This is a genomic window from Bacillus sp. TH25, assembly GCF_016650935.1.
Lineage (GTDB): Bacteria > Bacillota > Bacilli > Bacillales > Bacillaceae_G > Bacillus_A > Bacillus_A mycoides.
On sequence record NZ_JAEKEU010000037.1, the window covers coordinates 73,659 to 92,305 of the forward strand.

Sequence of the window (18,647 nt, forward strand, 5' to 3'; positions counted from 1 at the left end):
AAAAAGAAGACATTAGTTGTAGGATAAAAAATTTCACCCTATTATTTTTTTTATAGCTTTTAGAAAACGCTTACAATTAGTGTGGAGGGGAAGCCATGTCTAAGTTCACGAAGTATTTTTTAATGGAAGCTAAAGATGTGATTGCATATGTGCAAGAGAAATTACCTAAGTTCGAACATGTAAAGGGGCTAAAGTGTAAAGAAATAGGTGATGGTAATTTAAATTATGTGTTCCGCGTTTGTGATGAACAGAAGAATATTTCTGTCATTGTAAAGCAAGCTGGGGATACAGCGCGTATTTCAGATGAGTTTAAGTTGTCGACGAATCGAATCCGTATAGAATCAGATGTTTTGCGATTAGAAGGAGAGTTAGCATCTGGACTCGTGCCAAATGTATATTTGTTTGATAGTGTGATGAATTGTTGCGTGATGGAAGATTTATCAGATCACACAATATTACGCACAGCACTCATAAATCATCAAATGTTCCCGAAGCTTGCTGATGATGTAACTACTTTTATGGTAAATACTCTTCTATTAACATCAGATGTTGTAATGAATCATAAAGAGAAGAAGGAACTCGTGAAGAATTATATAAATCCTGAGTTATGTGAGATTACAGAGGACCTCGTATATTCAGAGCCATTCACAAATCATAATAAACGCAACGAATTGTTTCAATTAAATGAAGGATGGATTAGAGAGCATATTTATAGTGATAAAGAGCTTCGTATGGAAGTAGCAAAACTTAAGTTTTCTTTTATGACGAATGCACAAGCGCTGCTTCACGGTGATTTACATACTGGTTCTGTTTTTGTAAAAAGTGATTCTACAAAGGTTATTGATCCTGAATTTGCTTTTTATGGACCTATGGGATATGACGTTGGGAATGTAATGGCAAATTTAATGTTTGCTTGGGTGAATGCAGATGCAGTGATGCAATCTGGTATTGAGAAAGATACATATATGAACTGGATAGAATCTACCATTATAGATGTAATTGATTTATTTAAGAAGAAGTTTTTAGATGCTTGGGATATTCATGTGACCGAGATTATGGCGAAGGAAGAAGGCTTTAACCGAGTTTATTTACAATCTGTATTAGAGGATACATCTGCAGTGACGGGTCTTGAGCTAATTCGTCGTATTGTTGGTCTAGCGAAGGTAAAGGATATTACTTGTATTGAGAATGATGCAGCGCGTGCTAGAGCGGAGCGAATTTGTCTTCAGGCAGCGAAGAAGTTTATTTTACAAGCGAATCAATATGAAATAGGTAGTAGCTTTGTAGAAACGTTAAAAAAACAGTCAATGCATAGTGCGAAATAAGGAGAGAAGATGATGGCAGAGCAATTAATACCAATTCAGTGGAAAGATGATGCTTTAGTGTTATTGGATCAAACGGTATTACCGAACGAAGTAGTCTATGAATCTTTTAAAACGGCTGAGGGTGTGTGGGATGCGATTCAAGTAATGAAAGTACGAGGAGCGCCGGCAATAGGTGTTTCAGTAGCCTACGGTGTGTATTTAGGAGTAAAGGAAGTTGCGGAAAGTTCGGTGGAAGAATTCATAGAGGAAGTAAAAAAGGTATGTGCATACTTAGCGACATCAAGACCGACGGCAGTAAATTTATTTTGGGCGCTTGAAAGAATGGAAAGTGTAGCGAAAGAGAATGCTCACTTATCAATCGCGCAGTTGAAAGATAGATTATTAGAAGAAGCAAAAGAGATTCATAGAGAAGATGAAGAAATTAACCGTCAAATTGGAGAACATGCATTAACATTATTCCATGATGGCATGGGGGTATTAACGCATTGTAATGCAGGTGCGTTAGCAACGACTAAGTATGGTACTGCGACAGCTCCAATGTACTTAGCGAAAGAAAGAGGATGGGACTTAAAAATCTATGCCGATGAAACACGCCCTAGATTACAAGGTTCAACGTTAACGGCATTAGAACTGCAGCGAGCGGGAATTGATGTAACGGTCATTACAGATAATATGGCAGCAATGGTCATGTCACAAGGGAAAATTGATGCGGTAATCGTTGGATGTGACCGCGTAGCAGCAAATGGGGATGTAGCAAATAAAATTGGAACATTAGGTGTTTCGATTTTGGCTAAATATTATAACATTCCGTTTTATGTAGCAGCACCAACGCCGACAATTGATTTGAAAACACCGACAGGAAAAGAAATTCCAATTGAAGAAAGAGATGCTTCTGAAGTGATCAATCGTTTCGGACAATACTCTGCTCCGCAAGAAAGTAAAGTATACAATCCGGCATTTGATGTCACGCCATATGAAAATGTAACAGCGATTATTACGGAAAAAGGGATTGTGGAAGCACCGTTTACGGAGAACTTAAAAAAGCTATTTTAGTAAGTAGATATATAGTCAGTCATCATAAGCTTCATACTTAGGGGGATGTATATGTTATTACAAAACGAAAGAGAAGAAGTTGTAGCGTACGGAAAGAAAATGATTTCTAGTGGTTTAACAAAGGGGACTGGCGGTAATATTAGTATTTTCAATCGTGAACAAGGTCTTGTTGCAATTAGCCCAAGTGGTCTAGATTATTATGAAACGACGCCTGAAGATGTAGTTATATTGAATTTAGATGGTGAAGTGATAGAAGGAGAGAGAAAACCATCAAGCGAATTAGATATGCACCTTATCTATTATAGAAATCGTGAAGATATAAATGCGCTTGTACATACACATTCTCCTTATGCGAAGACAATCGCATCATTAGGATGGGAACTTCCTGCTGTATCATATTTAATTGCTTTTGCAGGTCCGAATGTTCGCTGTGCACCATATGAAACATTTGGTACGAAGCAATTAGCAGAGGCTGCTTTTGAAGGAATGATTGATCGTCGTGCAGTTTTACTTGCGAATCATGGTTTAATGGCTGGTGCAAATAATATAAAAATGGCGTTTACTATTGCAGAAGAAATAGAGTTTTGTGCTCAAATTTATTATCAAACGAAAAGTGTCGGAGAACCGAAATTACTGCCAGAAGACGAGATGGAGAATTTGTCGAAGAAGTTTGAAGGGTATGGACAGCAGTAGAATGAAATGAAAACACCCTCAAGAAAAAATCTTGAGGGTGTTTCTTACACTTTCTTAAGCAACAAATACATAAAGTAAGGTGCACCAATTAAAGCAACGACAATACCAGCTGGAATACCGCTAGGTTCGACGATATTTCGTCCAATTGTATCCGCTAGTAGTAATAACCATCCGCCGATTAAAACGGCGATAGGGATGAATATTTGATGCCTTGGACCTACTAAAGATTTGGCGATGTGAGGAGCCATAAGTCCGATAAAGCTAATGCCTCCTGTTACGGAAACAGCAGCGGCAGCAAGTGCAACGGCTGCGATTAATAAGTATCTTCGTTCTTTTTCAATTTCAATTCCAACACCGATTGCTATTGGTTCGTTTAATGCTAGTATATTTAATCGATTTGCTTTATAGAAGACAAATGGGATTAATACGATTAGCCATGGAAGCATTGCTAAAACAAATGTCCAGTCATCTCCCCAAATGTTTCCGGCAATCCATTTAGCGATAAAGTCTACTTTCATACGATCTGCAGATGAAATAAGTACAATCATCGCGCCAGATAGTGCAAAGGAAAAACCGATGCCGGTTAATGTTAATCTTATTGGCTGAAGGCCTGTGGATTTGCTATATGAAAATACGTAAATTAGAACAGCTGTTAGAAACGCACCGATAAATCCAACGACTGGTAGTAGGTAAAGAAATGAACCTACGTCTATCGGGAAGTATAGAAAGAAAACAGAAACTGCAACACCAGCACCAGCGTTAATGCCGAGAATACCAGGTTCAGCTAAATCGTTTCGGGTAATACCTTGTAATATAGCACCTGATAAAGCGAGTGCCATACCGGCTAATAATGTAATGACGATTCTAGGTAGCCTTAAAGAATATAAAACGAATTCTTCTTTAAATGTACCTTGTCCCATAAGTGTTGGGATTAATCTGTCATAGGAGAGAGCGGCAGAACCGAGTCCCATTCCAATTACAATTGTTGTGATGGTAAGTATGAGTAATGCAAGTATGATAAGGCGTTGTTTCTTTATAATAGATTGCATCATGAGAAAGTTCTTCCTCCTTTACGAACAATGAATAGGAAGAATGGTAATCCTACAATTGCGACGATTGCAGCAACTGGTGTTTCATACGGAGCGTTAATTGTACGTCCGATTGTATCTGCGAGCAGCATAAAGGAAGCACCAGCGATCGCTGACATCGGTATAACAAAACGGTAATCTGGCCCAACGATTGGACGAACCATATGGGGTACCATAAGGCCGATAAATGCCATGTTTCCGACAAGCGCTACAGAAGCACCTGCAAGCAAGATAATAATGATAAATAAAATCGTTTTAATGACGATAATTTTTTGACCGAGTCCAACGGCAACTTCTTCACTGAAACTAAGAACTGTTAATTTCTTTGCAAGTAAGATAGCGATAAATATACTTATTGAAATAACCGGAATAATAATTTTTAATTGGCTCCAACTCGTTCCAATTACGCCCCCAGCCGTCCACATTGATACATCTTGTGAAATTTTAAAGTAAATGCCAACACCTTCTGAGATTGCAAGTAGAAATGCTGAAACAGCAGCACCAGCTAATACAATTCGAAGAGGGGAAAGTCCACCCTTTTTCACCATGCCAATTCCAAATACCATAATAGCGCCAATTGCAGCACCGATAAAGCAAGCTAGTGTTAAGTAAAGGTAGCTTATAGAAGGATTGAAGGCAAGTGTTAGTGCAAGTGCAGCATTTGCGCCACCAGTTAGGCCAAGTAATCCAGGATCGGCAAGTGGGTTTCGCGTTAATCCTTGCATAATTGCACCAGAAACAGCGAGTCCAGCTCCTACAAAAATAGCAGCAACTTCACGTGGTAAACGTATTTCACGAAGGATGGATAGCTTATCTCCTTTAGCAGAGGAAGTAAGTGCTAACCATACGTCTTTTATAGAAGTATCTGCAGCGCCTAACACCATTGCAAACGTAAAAATAAGAAAGAATGCAATGATACTCAAAATTAATTTGTATGTAAAAGCGTTGGAACGTAGGTTGTCTTGCTCTTTTTTCATCAGTTTCACATCTTTTCTTTTCATAGAATAAAGGAAGAGGAATTCTTAAATTAAGAATTCCTCATGTTTGTATTATTGACCAAGAAAGCTCTTCTTGAAGAAGTCTAGTTGGAAATCTAATGTAAGTGGATCATTGAAATAGAATTCCATCATGTTTGCTTCATATACACGATTATTTTTTACTGCTGGAATGTTTTTATATGATTCTGTCTCTTGGAATGAGTTATCAGTATCTTTATTTTTACTTACGATTAAGTAATCACCAGCAAACTCAGGTAATACCTCAGTAGATAATGCGTAGTATCCTTCTTTTAAAGCTTTTTCTTTTACTTTTTCAGGCATTTTTAATTTCATTTCTTGGTAAAGAATTTCTGTTCCACGGCCCCAGTTCTCGCCGTATACATAAAGCTGTTTGTTGAAGTTTTCAACAACAGAAACTGTTGCATCTTCACCGATCTTCGCTTTAATGTCTTTTCCAGCTGTTTGTGCGCGTTTCTTGAAATCATCAACCCAAGTTTTTGCTTCTTTTTCTTTATTTAATAATTTACCGATTTCTAAGTGTTGTGTTAAGTAATCAACTTTTCCGTAAGTGTATGTTACAGTAGGAGCGATTTTCTTTAACTTATCAACATTTTTAATATTTGATAAACCAATGATTAAATCTGGATTTAATTCTGCAATCTTTTCAACATTCTCATCTGATACTTCAGCGACATTTTTCAGTTTGCTATCAAAACGTGGGTTTTGTTTAGACCATGAATCTACCCCAACAAGATTTACACCTAATGACATTACGTTACCAGCGAATGATGATAGGACAACAACACGTTGTGGATTTGCTGGAACTTCTACTTTACCATTTTCAGATTGGTATGTAATTGTTTCTGATTTCTTACCTTTTGCGTCGTTCTTCTTGTCTGTTGACCCGTTGCTACAAGCACTCATAACAAGGACGAACAGAACTGTTAGTGAAATGAATAATTTTTTCATCGTCTTTCTCCTTTTGATAGATGATATGTGATATACAATAAATTGTTTAGCTTTGATCTTTTGAAAAGTTAGTGGTAATACAAAAGTCTTATTAACAATCTTGAACTTGAGATTTTACCATATAGTATTCACCATAGTAATAGAAGAAGATGTAATCTCGCAGTTGCTAATAATTAACAAATTGATAATGATTATCACTATTGATTCTTTAAATACTATAATTTTATATAGGTGTATTGTCAATAGTGATTTTGATTGTAAAATTTATAAAAACAAGTTATATTTTATTGAGAATGATAATCAATTATTAGTAGCTGAGGAGTGACACGAATGAATCAAGAAGAATTGTTTGATGTAACTGTGATAGGCGGAGGACCTGCAGGGCTTTATTCAGCTTTTTATAGTGGACTAAGAGAGATGAAAACGAAAATAATAGAATTTCAACCACAGTTAGGTGGAAAAATACATGTTTATCCGGAGAAAATGATTTGGGATATTGGCGGATTATTACCGGTTACTGGTGAGAAATTAATTGAGCAACTTGTACAACAAGGATTAACATTTCAGCCTGAAGTTGTATTGAATACAAAAATAGAATCAATTATTCGTAATCAGGATGGCATTTTTACGTTGAAAACAAGCTCTGGGGAAGAACATTTTTCAAAAACAGTGATCGTCGCAACTGGGAGTGGTATATTGAATCCACAAAAGTTATCAATTGAAGGTGCTGAGAGATTCGAAGTCTCAAATTTAAATTATACAGTTAAATCGTTAAAACGTTTCAAAGATAAAACGGTAATTATTTCAGGCGGAGGGAACTCCGCAATTGATTGGGCAAACGAATTAGAACCAATCGCGAAAAAAGTTTATTTAACATATAGAAAAGAAGAATTATCTGGTCATGAAGCACAAGTAAAACAACTTATGAACAGTTCAGCAGAATGTTTCTTTAATACATCGATTACAAAATTAATTGCTGGTGATAACCATGAAGCGATTGAATATATAGAATTAACAAATCATGAAACTGGAGAAATTTCTCATTTATCTATCGATGAAGTTATTATTAATCATGGATATGAACGCGATATAACATTATTAGAAAATAGTGAGCTAGATGTTGCTATTGTTGATAATTATTATATTGCAGGGAATGCAAATAGTGAGTCCTCGGTAGACGGATTATATGCCGCTGGAGATATTTTAAAGCATGACGGGAAATTGCATTTAATTGCAGGGGCATTCCAAGATGCTGGAAACGCTGTGAATAAAGCAAAACAATTTATTCAACCTGATGCAAGTGAGTACGGAATGGTTTCTTCCCATAATGAAGTATTTAAGAAGAGAAATCGAGAATTGATTAAGCAGATGATGAAATAATAAAGGAACAAGTATACCCCCATTTACATCTCTATTTCTATGGACGAGAGATACAAATGGGGTTTTTCCTGTTTACTATATTTTCAATCATTTTCATGACACCGTTTTCATTAGTCCATGTCATATGAATGTATTTCTATAAAAAGGGAATACAAAGACTTGAACATTTTATTTGTAAATCTTTCTAGGAAACAATGAATCTATAGTTGGTTTGTGCGGACCATTATTAAATTATGCTGTCCCTTTTTCCTGTTCATTAGGAAATGGAATATTTTGTATAGAAACAATATATTGTTTTCCATGTTGTCGAGCTAATGATTCTAATATTTGACGAACGCGTTTTGTAAGATTGCCTTGTTTTTTTATAGCTTCACAATATGCATCATAGAAAACGTATTTAGCCCAAAGGAAATCATCTTGTTGGAATAAGAAATGATTTTTGTACCATTCACCAATCGTATGATAACAATTATTTTCATGTACTGCTGCACTTTGTGAAAGAATACGATCGGATAAAGATTTAGATAGATGAGAAATTGTGTTTTCTGTTTCAACTCGTAATGTTTTTTCTAACATTGTAATGATGTGACGAGTAGCCATATGTTAACTCTCCTTTGTGTAAATGGGTAATACCATTCTATATTTAAAAAAATACTTACTATACTATTATACAATATATGGAATGCATCTACCTGCTTTTTAATTTGTATTTACAAAATCTTTTTTATTTGTTTACAAAAATAAAGTAAGATACATTATGTATATGAAAAAATAATAAAGGAATGAACACATTGTATATAACGATAGAAGAGGCTGCGGAGTATTTGAAATTACCAAAATCGTATGTTGAAGACTTAATTCAGCAAAAGAAAGTTCGTGCATTGTTTGATGGAGAGCAATATTTAATAAATAAGGAACAGTTTAATACACATTTAGAACAAATGGAGAAATATAAGCAGTTAGTGGAAGAAATATTAAATGAACCAATTCCAGAAGATATGGATGTTAAAGACGAAGATTAAATTTATAAAAAGCCCCCGTATTAAGATATGCAGAAATGTATCTTAATACGGGGGCTTTTTATATTAAGGGATGAAAAAGTCATCCGAAATCCTAGAGTTACTTTAAGGGAAAGAAGATTTTATAGGGATTAGTACTATTAGTTAAAAGCATATTTTTTCATAGCGGGGACAAACATAGCGAACATAACCTGTACAGATACATATACTATCAGTGCAAAAGCTTATAAATTAATGGAAGGGGTTTTCTCGTGAGTTTATTTCATTGTGATTTTTTGAAAGATTTAATTGGATCTTATGTAAGAGTAAACAGAGGTGGACCAGAATCTCAAAAAGGGACAATAGTATCAGTATATACGGACTACTTCGTATTAAAGAATGAAAAAGGAGAGCACTATTACTATCAGCTTCGTCATCTGAAAAGTGTTACAAAAAATACGAAAGATTGTGTAGAAGATGATTGTGGATGGTTGGAATATGATTATGCAGAAGATTTCGAAAAAATGCTTCTAAGCTTCAAATACCGTTGGGTAAAAATTAATCGTGGTGGCCCAGAGAAAGTTGAAGGGATTTTACAAGATGTTTCTTGCGATTACGTAACGTTAATTATAAAAGAAGAAGTTGTATTAATAGCACTAGCTCATATTAAAAGTGTTAGTTATAACGAACCAGTATGCGAAGAGAGCGATGAGAAAAGTGATGAAAGTAGCAATAATTCAAGTCGAGCTCGTGCACAAAGACAATCAAGAAGATAATGATAATAAGAAAGGGGGAGACAAATTTGGAGAGTGTATTATACTGTGAGCAAATTAAAAGTTTAGTTGGTGAGAATGTAAAAGTAAATCTTCGCGGACCAGAAAGTCGAGTGGGAATACTTGTATCGTTAGGGGGAGATTACCTTACACTACAACTACCTCATGGAGAATTAGTATATTACCAATTGAAACATGTGAAGAGTCTAGTTAAGAAAGTGAAAGAAAGTAAATGTGGCGATTGCTATATCTCACGTTTCTACTCTGATGATGATAATTTTGTCGATGTATTACGTGACTTGAAGTATAAGTGGGTGAAAATTAACCGTGGTGGACCAGAGTGTGTGGAAGGCTTATTAAGTGAAGTACATGATGAATGTATAACACTAGTAAATGGTGATGAAGTTATTTACGTGATTATTTATCATATTAAGAGTGTGAGTCAAGTAGTTAAATGTAAAAAGAATGAAGAAGAATAATGTTTGATAAATAAGAGGGGCATTATGATTGGAAGTGAAGAACGATTTCATATTTTGCTTCAATAATTTCGCGGTATATGAAAAAGAATTCTTACTATTAAAAGACAGAACATTGCCCCTGATTATTTTTTTGAAATGGAAGACAGAAAAGCGCAATTTCATAGAAAGGAGGATATAGATGAATGAGTTAAACAAGAACATTGGGGAAAATATATACGTTAAATTAATCGGTGAAAGAAGGTTTAGAGGTATATTAATTGATGTAGGGAATGATATTGTTGTTCTTTACAATGGACAAGACTATGTATATATATCTTTATACCATATCCAATATTATAAATTTTTAAGAGAGCATGATGAAGAAATATTAAAGCCTGGTGTGGACTCTGTAATTAAGAGGGAATCACCTTCAATTTCTTTGAGAAAAGTATTAATCACATCTAAAGGGATTTTTACAGAAATTTATGTGGCAGGAAATGCTCCAATACATGGTTATGTTACAAGTGTTATGAACGATTATATTGTTTTTTATAGCCCTGTTTACAAAACAGTATATATATCTTTAAAGCATTTGAAATGGCTAATTCCTTATAAAGAGAACCAAGTCCCTTATTCCCTCAATAAAAATGAACTCCCCGTAAATCCATTAAATATTACTTTAGCGAGAACGTTTGAAGAACAGCTTATTAAAATGTCTGGGAAAATTATGGTGTTTGATTTAGGTGAAGAATCTAATAAAATCGGAAAGATGGCGAAAATTGATGAAGGGCATATTGAAATATTAAAAGCACGTGATGCAAAAATGTATGTAAATATTCAACATGTAAAATCTGTCCATTGTCCGTAGACTAGTTGAAAGGGCTGGCTTTTTCTTTTATATATAGGGAAGAAAAGGTCGAGCCTATTTGTTTAATTCGATTTGGATATGAGGGGGAAAATGAATTGAATATCATATAGGTATGTTAGTGTGATCTTTGAAGGGGCAATCTTGTACTAAAGGTGTACGAGCTACCTTTTGGTGTATTCAACTCACTTTTTGAGGAAGTGCTGCTCAACTACTTTATTAAAGGGGTTTTGTTTGTGGAGCAGTTTCCAAATTCGTTTTCGATTACATTACTTGGAAGTGCTGGTGGAGCAGCAAAAGCAGTGTTAGCAATTTTGAATCAAGCGGTAGTAAATGAAAAAGATCCAATTTATGAAGTGATAAAGAATGTGAACTTCCATTTGGTGGATATAAAACAAAAAGATAAAAGTTATTATGATGAGTTGTTTCCAAATTTGAAAGAGCAATTTTTTTTATATGAAATAAACCTTCAAGATGTAGTCAAATTTAAACATCATTTAAAGGAAAAAAGAACGAAGGTTGTTATTGATGTTTCAGGTGCAGATACAATTAGGGTACTGAGTTGTTGTAATGAACTTGGCATTTGTTATATTAATTCGGCTTTGGAAAATGAGGCAGTAGATCAAGACGATAGTTTACTTGGTTTTCAGCTTACGGAAAGGTATACGAGGTTTGAGAAGGAGAAAGAAACATTTACAAATACAAGAGCGATTATAGGCTCAGGTATGAATCCTGGTGTTGTTCAATGGATGGTTGTTGAGCTTATGAAAGAACGTCCAAATGAAAAGCCGCGAGCCTGCTATATTGTAGAACATGATAATTCATTTTTGAATGATAAAGAGCTTATAAAACCTCATACACTTTATGCATCATGGGCAGTTGAGCGTTTTCTTGATGAAGCGATATGGAGTTATCCTATGTATATGAGTCATCATCGTCCACTTTACTTTTATGAGGATGTATATGCTTCAGAGTATAAAGTAAAGTTAGGTGAAAAAGAATTTTATGGTTGCTTAATGCCACATGAAGAAGTTTTAATTTTAGGGAAATCTTTTAATATGGAAGTGGGTTTTCTTTATCGGATTAATGAGTATACAACAAACTTAATTAGACAGAACTTGGATAAAGTAGGGAATTTATGGAATTGGAATCGTAAAGTATTTAATCCAGCAGAAGATGATATTATAGGAGAAGATTTAGTCGGTGTGTTACTCGTTTATGAACATAATGAGACATACATGTATAATGTAATGAATAGTAGCCAAGTTTTTCAAAAATATAAAACAAATGCGACGTACTTCCAAGTAGGGTGTGGAATTTATGCTGGCTTATGTAGTTTACTGTTAGATACTTTTGGACAAGGCGCTTATTATGTAGAAGAATTATTATTAAATACTGAAAGTAAGTATGGGGAATATTTAAATTTATATATGAAGGATTTTGTAGTAGGACATAATAATTTTACAGAGGGATTGCTAAATAATAGGGTAAGATGGATATAAATTGTAACTGAAAAGGAAGGAGCTGTATCTCCTTCCTTTTAGTATTAGAAGGTTACATGTTGCCCTGAAAGCAATTTCATAATTATAATTTAAAGAGATAACACTTGAAATGTTTTTTGGTATTGATCAAGAGGAGTTTTTATATGAACAAATACAAGAGCTTGATTTATGAAGAAAGAGAAGCTTTAAAAGTATTTATATTATTATTCTATATTATATTCTTTTTATATGACGTTATCTATTATTTTGTTTATCCCGCTATGAATATTAATGAAGCAAGGGTAGGGTGGCCAGAAGGTGGTATGGGAATAGGTGTATATATATTAGTAATATCTTTATTTCCTATTTCAATATATCTTCAAAAACAAGGTTATGTATATTTTGTGAAATACTTATTTTTAATTGGGTACATGCTTATTGATCTTATTAATAACTTAATGATTTATTTACACAGTGATCGTGTTTTTGAAAATGGAAATATGGTTGAAATATTTTTAATTCTATTTGCACCGATTTTCGTGAACAGAAAATATTTTTATTTCGTTTCCTGTAGTGTAATTGGAAAATATGTATTTTTTACTTTGATATTACAAGATGTAAAAGTTGTGATTCCGCTTGTATTATGTATATTCTTTTTCATCATTTCGCATTCTTTATTAAAGAGATTTCAATCTTATGTAAGGACAGTTGTTGAGATGATGAACAGTATGAAAGAGACAGAAAATTTAGCGGTTATTGGGACTATGTCTACAACAATCGCTCATGAAATTCGAAATCCATTAACAGCTTTAAAAGGATTTACACAAATTCAAAAAGAAAGAAATCCTGAAGATACGATGAGCTATGAGATTATGCTGCAAGAAATTGAGAGAATTAATGGGTTTGTTAGTGAATTGATGTTATTAGGAAAACCGAAACCAACAAATTATGAATGGTGTAATATAGGGGAAATCCTTTTATATGTTGTACAGTTAATGGAAAGCTATGCGACTCAATATAAAGTGAAATTTCATTTGCAAGTAGATGGAAATTTACCCGTTATAAATGGTGATGATAAGCAATTAAAACAAGTGTTGTTAAACATCATCAAAAATGGAATTGAATCGATGCCAGGAGGCGGGAATATTCAGATTATGGCATATGAAAAAGCTGGAGATAACTTGTGTATTTCTGTTGAAGATCAAGGTATTGGGATAGAAAATGAGAAAATAGAAAAGATCGGAAAAGCTTTTTATACAACAAAAGAGAATGGTACAGGTCTTGGATTAATGATTACATATAAAATTATTGAAGAACATCAAGGGAGTATCGCGATTGAAAGTAGTATGGGGATAGGAACGAAAGTGGAAATTTATTTACCAACAGTGTAGTGCATTAGACGAAATTACTTTTCAGAAAAGTGTTCTTGTTGTGTAAATATAAACATTTTATAAAATGTTTCAAGAAGGGTTTTTTTTATAAAAAACTTCGTTTATAATGGAGGAAAATATCGACATAGAGCCTTTAGCTCATGTAACGGTTCAGTAGTGTTATGAAAAGAAAAGAAGGGGTGCACGCGCATCCTTTTTTCTATGCAGATATGATGAAAGGGGTGGTATGATGGAATTAACATTAAATTCGACTGTATGTTTACACACGATTCAATTTCGAAAAGAGCAAAAGAACTATATTGTAAAAGATACGATTACAGGAGAGACATATGAAATGCCGCCACTTTGGATTGATGCACTAGCAATGATGCGTGACGGTTTTTTATTGGGAGAAATTGAGGAGAAATTAAAAGAAGAGTATCCAGCAGAAGAAGTAAATATGGTAGCATTTACGAGGCAACTGTTAGAGCTAGAACTTGTCGAAATGGTAGATGGAGAAGAGATAGTTTGTACAAAGAAGAAAGATAAAGATTATTTAGCTTGGATACGCCCAAGGGTGGAACAATTCTTTTTTAACTTAAATAAAAAATATAAAAGCAAAGGTCAAAAGTGATCTTTGCTTTTTTTGTAGACCATGTTTAAAAAATAACAGCGAATGCCCTTGCGAAAGCACCGTCACTATTTTTAATTTTTAAAGGTGCTGCTGAGAAAAAGAATCGTTTCGCTTTAATGGCATCTAAGTTTGTTAAGTTTTCAATTAAGTAAATATTATTTCCTAACAGTATGTGATGAATCGGTGATGTTTCTGTCGTTACCTCATCAGGAGAAATAAAATCTAAACCGACAGATTTTACTTTTAATTGAACTAGTTCTTCAGCTAATTCTTCGGAAAGATAAAACGCTTCTTTCTCATAAGCTTCGGTATTCCATTTATTAGATAGATTGGAATGGAAAATGACAATATCGCCTTCTTTTATGTCGACAGTACGTAATACTTCCTTAGGTAATTTTCGCTCTTGAACATGAGTCACATCGATAAGAACAGCTTCGCCTACAAATTGATTTAGGGGTAATTGATCAATAGTGGTTGCGCCTGAAATGAAATGAGCAGGCGCATCACAATGCGTACCAACATGAACGACAGAATGAAAATTCGTAACTTGATAACCTGTTTCTTCAACGCTTGTAATGGCTTCTAGTTGGATTTTTGGTGTTCCAGGAAATTGAGACATATTATTTTCAAACGTTTGTGATAGATCAATTACTTTCATTTTACATACCTCCAATATATTTTTTTCAAATAATAAAAAGCCCATCCTTCATAATCAAGAAAGATGAGCTTTACATACTAGTTGAGTTTTATCTTCCAAAATGCAATGCATTTTGCAGGAATTAGCACCTATTCAGTTTGCATAAACTGAGGTTGCTGGGCTTCAAAGGACCGGTCCCTCTGCCTCTCTTGATAAAGGTTTATTCGGTTTTAAATTCGGAATATTCGTGATATTTAAATTGTAATTCATTTCCTTTTTCCGCGCAATACAAAATAGGTATTCACCCAAATAAAGATTTTCGCATATTGTAGCTTATGTAAGTAGAATGCTGCGAAGGAGTGAGTGCAGTGACAGGGAATGTATTGAATTATTATGCCGGTGGAAATACAGCTAGAGGATTTCACAGCTTATACGAAGAGAATTTGAAGGGGCTAGACAGGTTGTTTATTTTAAAGGGTGGTCCAGGAACGGGAAAATCTTCTTTAATTAAGGCAATAGGTCGTGAATGGGTTGAAAAAGGATATGATATTGAACTTTTGCATTGTTCTTCTGATAATAAGTCAGTTGATGGGGTGATTATTCCGAAACTAAAAGTAGGAATTGTGGATGGAACATCACCGCATGTTATTGAGCCGAAAATGCCAGGAGTTATTGAAGAGTATATAAATTTAGGAGTTGCTTGGGACTCAAAGAAATTAAGAAAGCAGAAGTTAGAAATTGAACGGTTTGTATTAGAAGCGGGCAAGGCTTTCAAATCTGCTTACGGATGTTTTAAAGAGGCGTTAGTTATACATGATGAGTGGGAGAAAATATATATTAATAACATTGATTTTAATAAAGCAAATGAATTAACAGAACAGCTAATTCAGAAATTATTTGCAGATAAAAAGGGAAAACAATCGATTGTGAAACATCGTTTTTTAGGAGCTGCTACACCGAAAGGAGCAGTTGATTTTGTTCCTAATTTAACAGAAGGATTACCACATCGTTATTTTATAAAAGGACGCCCGGGCTCTGGAAAATCAACAATGCTCAAAAAGTTATCAAAGGCAGCAGAAGAAAAAGGTTTTGATGTTGAAGTATATCATTGTGGATTTGACCCGAATAGCCTTGATATGGTTATTGTAAGAGAATTAGGATTTGCAATTTTTGATAGTACCGCACCACATGAATATTTTCCAAGTCGCGAAGGTGATGAGATTATAGATATGTATGCTCTTATTGTTAAACCAGGGACGGATGAGAAGTATGCTACAGAAATTCGTGACGTTTCCATTCAATATAAAGCAAAAATGAATGAGGCGATGTCTTTCTTAGCAAAAGCAAAATCAGTTCGTGATAAATTAGAACGAATTTATATTGCTGCTATGGATTTTTCAAAAGTAGATGCATATAAAGAGGAAATTCAAAAAGAGTTTGAACGAATTACCGCTACTGTAATTGAAAAGAAAAAATAGGTTTTGTTAAACTGTCAGAAAAATTCTGGCAGTTATTTTAGTGTGTAGTAAAATTAGTAGTATATTTGTCGAATTTCCAAGGAAATAATCAAAAAATGGGGATGGTATGAAATGAGAGGGAAAATTGAATTAGAGTTAGAAAGAATTGAAAAAGAGAATGATGTGAAAATTTTATTTGCAGTGGAATCAGGGAGTCGTGCTTGGGGATTTCCATCGAAAGATAGCGATTATGATGTTAGGTTTGTTTATATACATCCAGTAGAATGGTATTTATCAATTCATGATAAACGTGATGTAATTGAATATCCGATTAGCGATGACTTAGATATAAGTGGCTGGGATATTAAAAAGGCATTGCAACTATTCGCGAAGTCAAATCCAGCTTTACTTGAGTGGATTCGATCACCAATTTTTTATTCGAAAAACTCTAACTTTCCAGAGCAGCTTCAGCAAATGAGTGAAAAGAATTTTGATCCAAAAGCAACGATATATCATTACTTACATATGGCTTCAAAAAATTATCGTGAATTTTTGCAAGGCGAGAATGTAAAGTTGAAAAAGTACTTTTATGTATTACGTCCTATTTTAGCTTGTCAGTGGCTAGAAGAGAAAGGGACATTACCTCCAGTAGAATTTGACCGATTGATTACAGAATTAAAATTAGAACGTAGCGTATTAGATGAAATTGAAAAGTTGTTAATAAAGAAAAAAGCAGGTACTGAATTAGATGTTGGATTGAAAATTCAGGTGTTAAATCAATTTTTAGAAGAACAAATTGATTATTATCAGCAATACGTGAAAGGGATTGAAAAGGGATTAGGAATTGATATTGAGAGTTTGAATACATTATTTAGAAACATGTTGTTTGAAGTATATGAAAAAGAGCACAAGTGAGTTTGTGCTCTTTTTTATCCCGCATTAACGGGCAGTAAGACTCCCACCTCAAGATTCGGCTGGAGCGAAGAAGTTAGGTGGGAGGTCAACTGCCCGTAAACGCCCGATTGGTGAGGGCTAATAATCAGTGGGGGATGAACACCCCCCCACTGATTAAAGTTTCACTTTATTTTGTAGGAATAAAGAAAACAGATATAGCTGCGATAAGACCTGCAAAGGAGAATAAGTAAAAATTCCACGCCAAGTCATATTGCATTGTCATAATAATACCGACAAGAATAGGGCCAGCAATCGCACCAACTCGGCCAAGTCCAAGTCCCCAGCCTAAGGAGGTAGCTCGTATATGTGATGGGAAGTATTGTGTTACATAAGCATTTAATATTTGAGTAATACCGACTGATCCAATTCCAGCAAGACCAATTAAAAGATAAATGATTGTAACAGATGGTTTAATTGTTAATAGTCCAATACATATGGCTGCCATAAGATAGGAGATACTAATAACAATTTTTGCTCCTATACGATCGGCAATCGCCCCAGCAAATAATGCACCGATAGCTGCAGTAATATTTAGTATAAGTAGAAATGATAAACTAGATCCAAGAGGGTATCCTGCCTGGCGCATCATCTGTGGTAGCCAAGTATTTAAACCGTATATTAAAAACATTCCCATTATATAAGTGAGCCAAAAAAGTAGTGTTGCTTTTATGTAATCTTTTGAGAATAACGTAAGAAATCCATTTTTCTTTTGTATATTAGATGGTGTTTCAGGAATTTCATCTTTTACATGGAATTCAATTTGAAAGCGATTAAGAATTTTATTCACTTCTTCTTGTCGATTTCGCGATAATAAAAATTGAATGGACTCAGGTAAATAACGAATAATGAAAGGAATGAGGAGTAGCGGAATCATTCCGATGCCAAACATAATTCTCCATCCGAAATCTTCTAGCATAAACATGGATAAAATAGCGCCTAACACGATACCTAAAGGATAGCCGGTAAACATAAGAGCATAAATAAAAGATTGCCGTTTTTTTGGTGAATATTCAACAGTAAGTGCTGAAGCCGTTGGGATAACACCGCCTAATCCGATTCCTCCGATAAATCGAGATAACCCAAATAATTCAGGAGAAGGAGCAATTGCAGCTAAGCCCATTGTGATAGAAAAAAGGGCTAAACAGCATATAAGTGTCCATTTTCGTCCAATTAGATCTGTAATGGTTCCAACTAGAATAGCACCAATAAACATCCCAAATAAAGCATAGCTGGCAATTGTTCCAGCGTGGGCTGGTGATAGTGCCCAGCTTTTGTCTTCTAGGAGCTTTGGCAGAACGGCGCCGTAAATACCTAAATCATATCCGTCAGCTAGAATGGCTAGCCAACAAATAAAAACAACAAGTTTTGTAATAGAACTTGAAAAGATAGTTTCTGTAGATTCTAGATGAGGTGGAGCAGAAGGTTGCATAGTATTCACTCCTTTTATTTGTAGATGAATATATTATTTTATTTAATGTTAATATTTCCCTGCGTATGTCGAAATTTATATGAAA

Annotated in this window: 19 protein-coding genes and 1 riboswitch; of the genes, 13 read left to right on the forward strand and 6 right to left on the reverse strand. The window is 34.4% G+C overall.

The window, feature by feature from the left end:
* Positions 1 to 95 precede the first annotated feature (95 nt).
* Genes mtnK through JFT89_RS19420 form a run of 3 tightly spaced genes read left to right on the forward strand, consistent with a single transcriptional unit; the run spans position 96 to position 3,071 of the window.
* A complete protein-coding gene (gene mtnK / locus JFT89_RS19410; protein ID WP_201040465.1) occupies positions 96 to 1,325 on the forward strand; it encodes an S-methyl-5-thioribose kinase in 1,230 nt (409 codons plus the stop codon).
* 12 nt (positions 1,326 to 1,337) lie between these two features.
* A complete protein-coding gene (mtnA, locus tag JFT89_RS19415) occupies positions 1,338 to 2,378 on the forward strand; it encodes an S-methyl-5-thioribose-1-phosphate isomerase (protein WP_033706345.1) in 1,041 nt (346 codons plus the stop codon).
* Between the two features lie 51 nt (positions 2,379 to 2,429).
* Positions 2,430 to 3,071 carry an L-fuculose-phosphate aldolase gene (locus JFT89_RS19420; protein WP_002063603.1) on the forward strand — a complete coding sequence of 214 codons (642 nt, stop codon included), beginning with the start codon at positions 2,430 to 2,432 and terminating at the stop codon, positions 3,069 to 3,071.
* Between the two features lie 44 nt (positions 3,072 to 3,115).
* On the opposite strand, the gene JFT89_RS19425 is transcribed toward JFT89_RS19420, so the two are convergent.
* Genes JFT89_RS19425 through JFT89_RS19435 form a run of 3 tightly spaced genes read right to left on the reverse strand, consistent with a single transcriptional unit; the run spans position 3,116 to position 6,126 of the window.
* On the reverse strand, positions 3,116 to 4,123 hold the full coding sequence (locus JFT89_RS19425) for a FecCD family ABC transporter permease (protein ID WP_201040466.1): 1,008 nt from the start codon (positions 4,121 to 4,123) through the stop codon (positions 3,116 to 3,118).
* On the reverse strand, positions 4,120 to 5,160 hold the full coding sequence (locus JFT89_RS19430) for a FecCD family ABC transporter permease (protein ID WP_002063605.1): 1,041 nt from the start codon (positions 5,158 to 5,160) through the stop codon (positions 4,120 to 4,122). Before JFT89_RS19430 ends, JFT89_RS19425 begins: the two co-directional genes overlap by 4 nt.
* 48 nt (positions 5,161 to 5,208) lie before the next feature.
* Positions 5,209 to 6,126 (reverse strand): iron-hydroxamate ABC transporter substrate-binding protein, encoded by a 918-nt coding sequence (locus JFT89_RS19435; RefSeq protein WP_000732562.1) that lies wholly within the window; start codon positions 6,124 to 6,126, stop codon positions 5,209 to 5,211.
* Positions 6,127 to 6,456: 330 nt separating this feature from the next.
* Between JFT89_RS19435 and JFT89_RS19440 the strand changes: the two genes are divergently transcribed.
* On the forward strand, positions 6,457 to 7,506 hold the full coding sequence (locus JFT89_RS19440) for an NAD(P)/FAD-dependent oxidoreductase (RefSeq protein WP_016096993.1): 1,050 nt from the start codon (positions 6,457 to 6,459) through the stop codon (positions 7,504 to 7,506).
* A gap of 231 nt (positions 7,507 to 7,737) precedes the next feature.
* On the opposite strand, the gene JFT89_RS19445 is transcribed toward JFT89_RS19440, so the two are convergent.
* Positions 7,738 to 8,106: a hypothetical protein gene (locus JFT89_RS19445; protein WP_002010187.1), complete on the reverse strand. Its 369-nt coding sequence runs from the start codon at positions 8,104 to 8,106 to the stop codon at positions 7,738 to 7,740.
* Positions 8,107 to 8,288: 182 nt separating this feature from the next.
* Between JFT89_RS19445 and JFT89_RS19450 the strand changes: the two genes are divergently transcribed.
* The 7 genes from JFT89_RS19450 (at position 8,289) to JFT89_RS19480 (ending at position 14,085) form a co-directional block, all read left to right on the forward strand.
* Positions 8,289 to 8,528 carry a helix-turn-helix domain-containing protein gene (locus tag JFT89_RS19450; protein ID WP_002010190.1) on the forward strand — a complete coding sequence of 80 codons (240 nt, stop codon included), beginning with the start codon at positions 8,289 to 8,291 and terminating at the stop codon, positions 8,526 to 8,528.
* 248 nt (positions 8,529 to 8,776) lie between these two features.
* The gene (locus JFT89_RS19455) at positions 8,777 to 9,280 is read left to right on the forward strand and encodes a hypothetical protein (protein WP_002063607.1); all 504 of its coding nucleotides are present in this window, start codon (positions 8,777 to 8,779) and stop codon (positions 9,278 to 9,280) included.
* A gap of 26 nt (positions 9,281 to 9,306) precedes the next feature.
* Positions 9,307 to 9,756 (forward strand): hypothetical protein, encoded by a 450-nt coding sequence (locus JFT89_RS19460; protein ID WP_016096994.1) that lies wholly within the window; start codon positions 9,307 to 9,309, stop codon positions 9,754 to 9,756.
* A 178-nt stretch (positions 9,757 to 9,934) separates the two neighbouring features.
* On the forward strand, positions 9,935 to 10,603 hold the full coding sequence (locus JFT89_RS19465) for an LSm family protein (protein ID WP_002063608.1): 669 nt from the start codon (positions 9,935 to 9,937) through the stop codon (positions 10,601 to 10,603).
* Positions 10,604 to 10,836: 233 nt separating this feature from the next.
* Positions 10,837 to 12,102 (forward strand): hypothetical protein, encoded by a 1,266-nt coding sequence (locus JFT89_RS19470; protein ID WP_002063609.1) that lies wholly within the window; start codon positions 10,837 to 10,839, stop codon positions 12,100 to 12,102.
* A 143-nt stretch (positions 12,103 to 12,245) separates the two neighbouring features.
* Positions 12,246 to 13,472 (forward strand): ATP-binding protein, encoded by a 1,227-nt coding sequence (locus JFT89_RS19475; RefSeq protein WP_201040467.1) that lies wholly within the window; start codon positions 12,246 to 12,248, stop codon positions 13,470 to 13,472.
* A gap of 229 nt (positions 13,473 to 13,701) precedes the next feature.
* Positions 13,702 to 14,085 carry a hypothetical protein gene (locus tag JFT89_RS19480; RefSeq protein ID WP_033706346.1) on the forward strand — a complete coding sequence of 128 codons (384 nt, stop codon included), beginning with the start codon at positions 13,702 to 13,704 and terminating at the stop codon, positions 14,083 to 14,085.
* A 25-nt stretch (positions 14,086 to 14,110) separates the two neighbouring features.
* On the opposite strand, the gene JFT89_RS19485 is transcribed toward JFT89_RS19480, so the two are convergent.
* The gene (locus tag JFT89_RS19485; RefSeq protein ID WP_002063612.1) at positions 14,111 to 14,743 is read right to left on the reverse strand and encodes a cyclase family protein; all 633 of its coding nucleotides are present in this window, start codon (positions 14,741 to 14,743) and stop codon (positions 14,111 to 14,113) included.
* 85 nt (positions 14,744 to 14,828) lie between these two features.
* Positions 14,829 to 14,941: riboswitch (SAM riboswitch) on the reverse strand.
* 149 nt (positions 14,942 to 15,090) lie between these two features.
* On the opposite strand from JFT89_RS19485, the gene JFT89_RS19490 reads away from it, so the two are divergent.
* Both JFT89_RS19490 and JFT89_RS19495 read left to right on the forward strand, forming a co-directional pair.
* Entirely contained in the window at positions 15,091 to 16,200 is a 1,110-nt protein-coding gene (locus tag JFT89_RS19490) for a PRK06851 family protein (RefSeq protein WP_016096996.1), read from the forward strand.
* A gap of 111 nt (positions 16,201 to 16,311) precedes the next feature.
* Positions 16,312 to 17,094: a nucleotidyltransferase domain-containing protein gene (locus tag JFT89_RS19495; protein WP_016096997.1), complete on the forward strand. Its 783-nt coding sequence runs from the start codon at positions 16,312 to 16,314 to the stop codon at positions 17,092 to 17,094.
* Between the two features lie 166 nt (positions 17,095 to 17,260).
* Here the strand turns inward: JFT89_RS19495 and JFT89_RS19500 are convergent, their stop codons facing one another.
* The gene (locus tag JFT89_RS19500) at positions 17,261 to 18,562 is read right to left on the reverse strand and encodes an MFS transporter (RefSeq protein ID WP_002016702.1); all 1,302 of its coding nucleotides are present in this window, start codon (positions 18,560 to 18,562) and stop codon (positions 17,261 to 17,263) included.
* Positions 18,563 to 18,647: the final 85 nt, after the last annotated feature.

Bases quoted from the DNA above. Each gene is read 5' to 3' on its own strand.
- JFT89_RS19475 (WP_201040467.1), top strand. From the start codon at position 12,246: ATGAACAAATACAAGAGCTTGATTTATGAAGAAAGAGAAGCTTTAAAA.
- JFT89_RS19440 (WP_016096993.1), top strand. From the start codon at position 6,457: ATGAATCAAGAAGAATTGTTTGATGTAACTGTGATAGGCGGAGGACCT.
- JFT89_RS19450 (WP_002010190.1), top strand. From the start codon at position 8,289: ATGAACACATTGTATATAACGATAGAAGAGGCTGCGGAGTATTTGAAA.
- mtnA (WP_033706345.1), top strand. From the start codon at position 1,338: ATGGCAGAGCAATTAATACCAATTCAGTGGAAAGATGATGCTTTAGTG.
- JFT89_RS19480 (WP_033706346.1), top strand. From the start codon at position 13,702: ATGGAATTAACATTAAATTCGACTGTATGTTTACACACGATTCAATTT.
- JFT89_RS19445 (WP_002010187.1), bottom strand. From the start codon at position 8,106: ATGGCTACTCGTCACATCATTACAATGTTAGAAAAAACATTACGAGTT.
- JFT89_RS19500 (WP_002016702.1), bottom strand. From the start codon at position 18,562: ATGCAACCTTCTGCTCCACCTCATCTAGAATCTACAGAAACTATCTTT.
- JFT89_RS19465 (WP_002063608.1), top strand. From the start codon at position 9,935: ATGAATGAGTTAAACAAGAACATTGGGGAAAATATATACGTTAAATTA.
- JFT89_RS19495 (WP_016096997.1), top strand. From the start codon at position 16,312: ATGAGAGGGAAAATTGAATTAGAGTTAGAAAGAATTGAAAAAGAGAAT.
- mtnK (WP_201040465.1), top strand. From the start codon at position 96: ATGTCTAAGTTCACGAAGTATTTTTTAATGGAAGCTAAAGATGTGATT.
- JFT89_RS19430 (WP_002063605.1), bottom strand. From the start codon at position 5,160: ATGAAAAGAAAAGATGTGAAACTGATGAAAAAAGAGCAAGACAACCTA.
- JFT89_RS19435 (WP_000732562.1), bottom strand. From the start codon at position 6,126: ATGAAAAAATTATTCATTTCACTAACAGTTCTGTTCGTCCTTGTTATG.
- JFT89_RS19420 (WP_002063603.1), top strand. From the start codon at position 2,430: ATGTTATTACAAAACGAAAGAGAAGAAGTTGTAGCGTACGGAAAGAAA.
- JFT89_RS19425 (WP_201040466.1), bottom strand. From the start codon at position 4,123: ATGATGCAATCTATTATAAAGAAACAACGCCTTATCATACTTGCATTA.
- JFT89_RS19485 (WP_002063612.1), bottom strand. From the start codon at position 14,743: ATGAAAGTAATTGATCTATCACAAACGTTTGAAAATAATATGTCTCAA.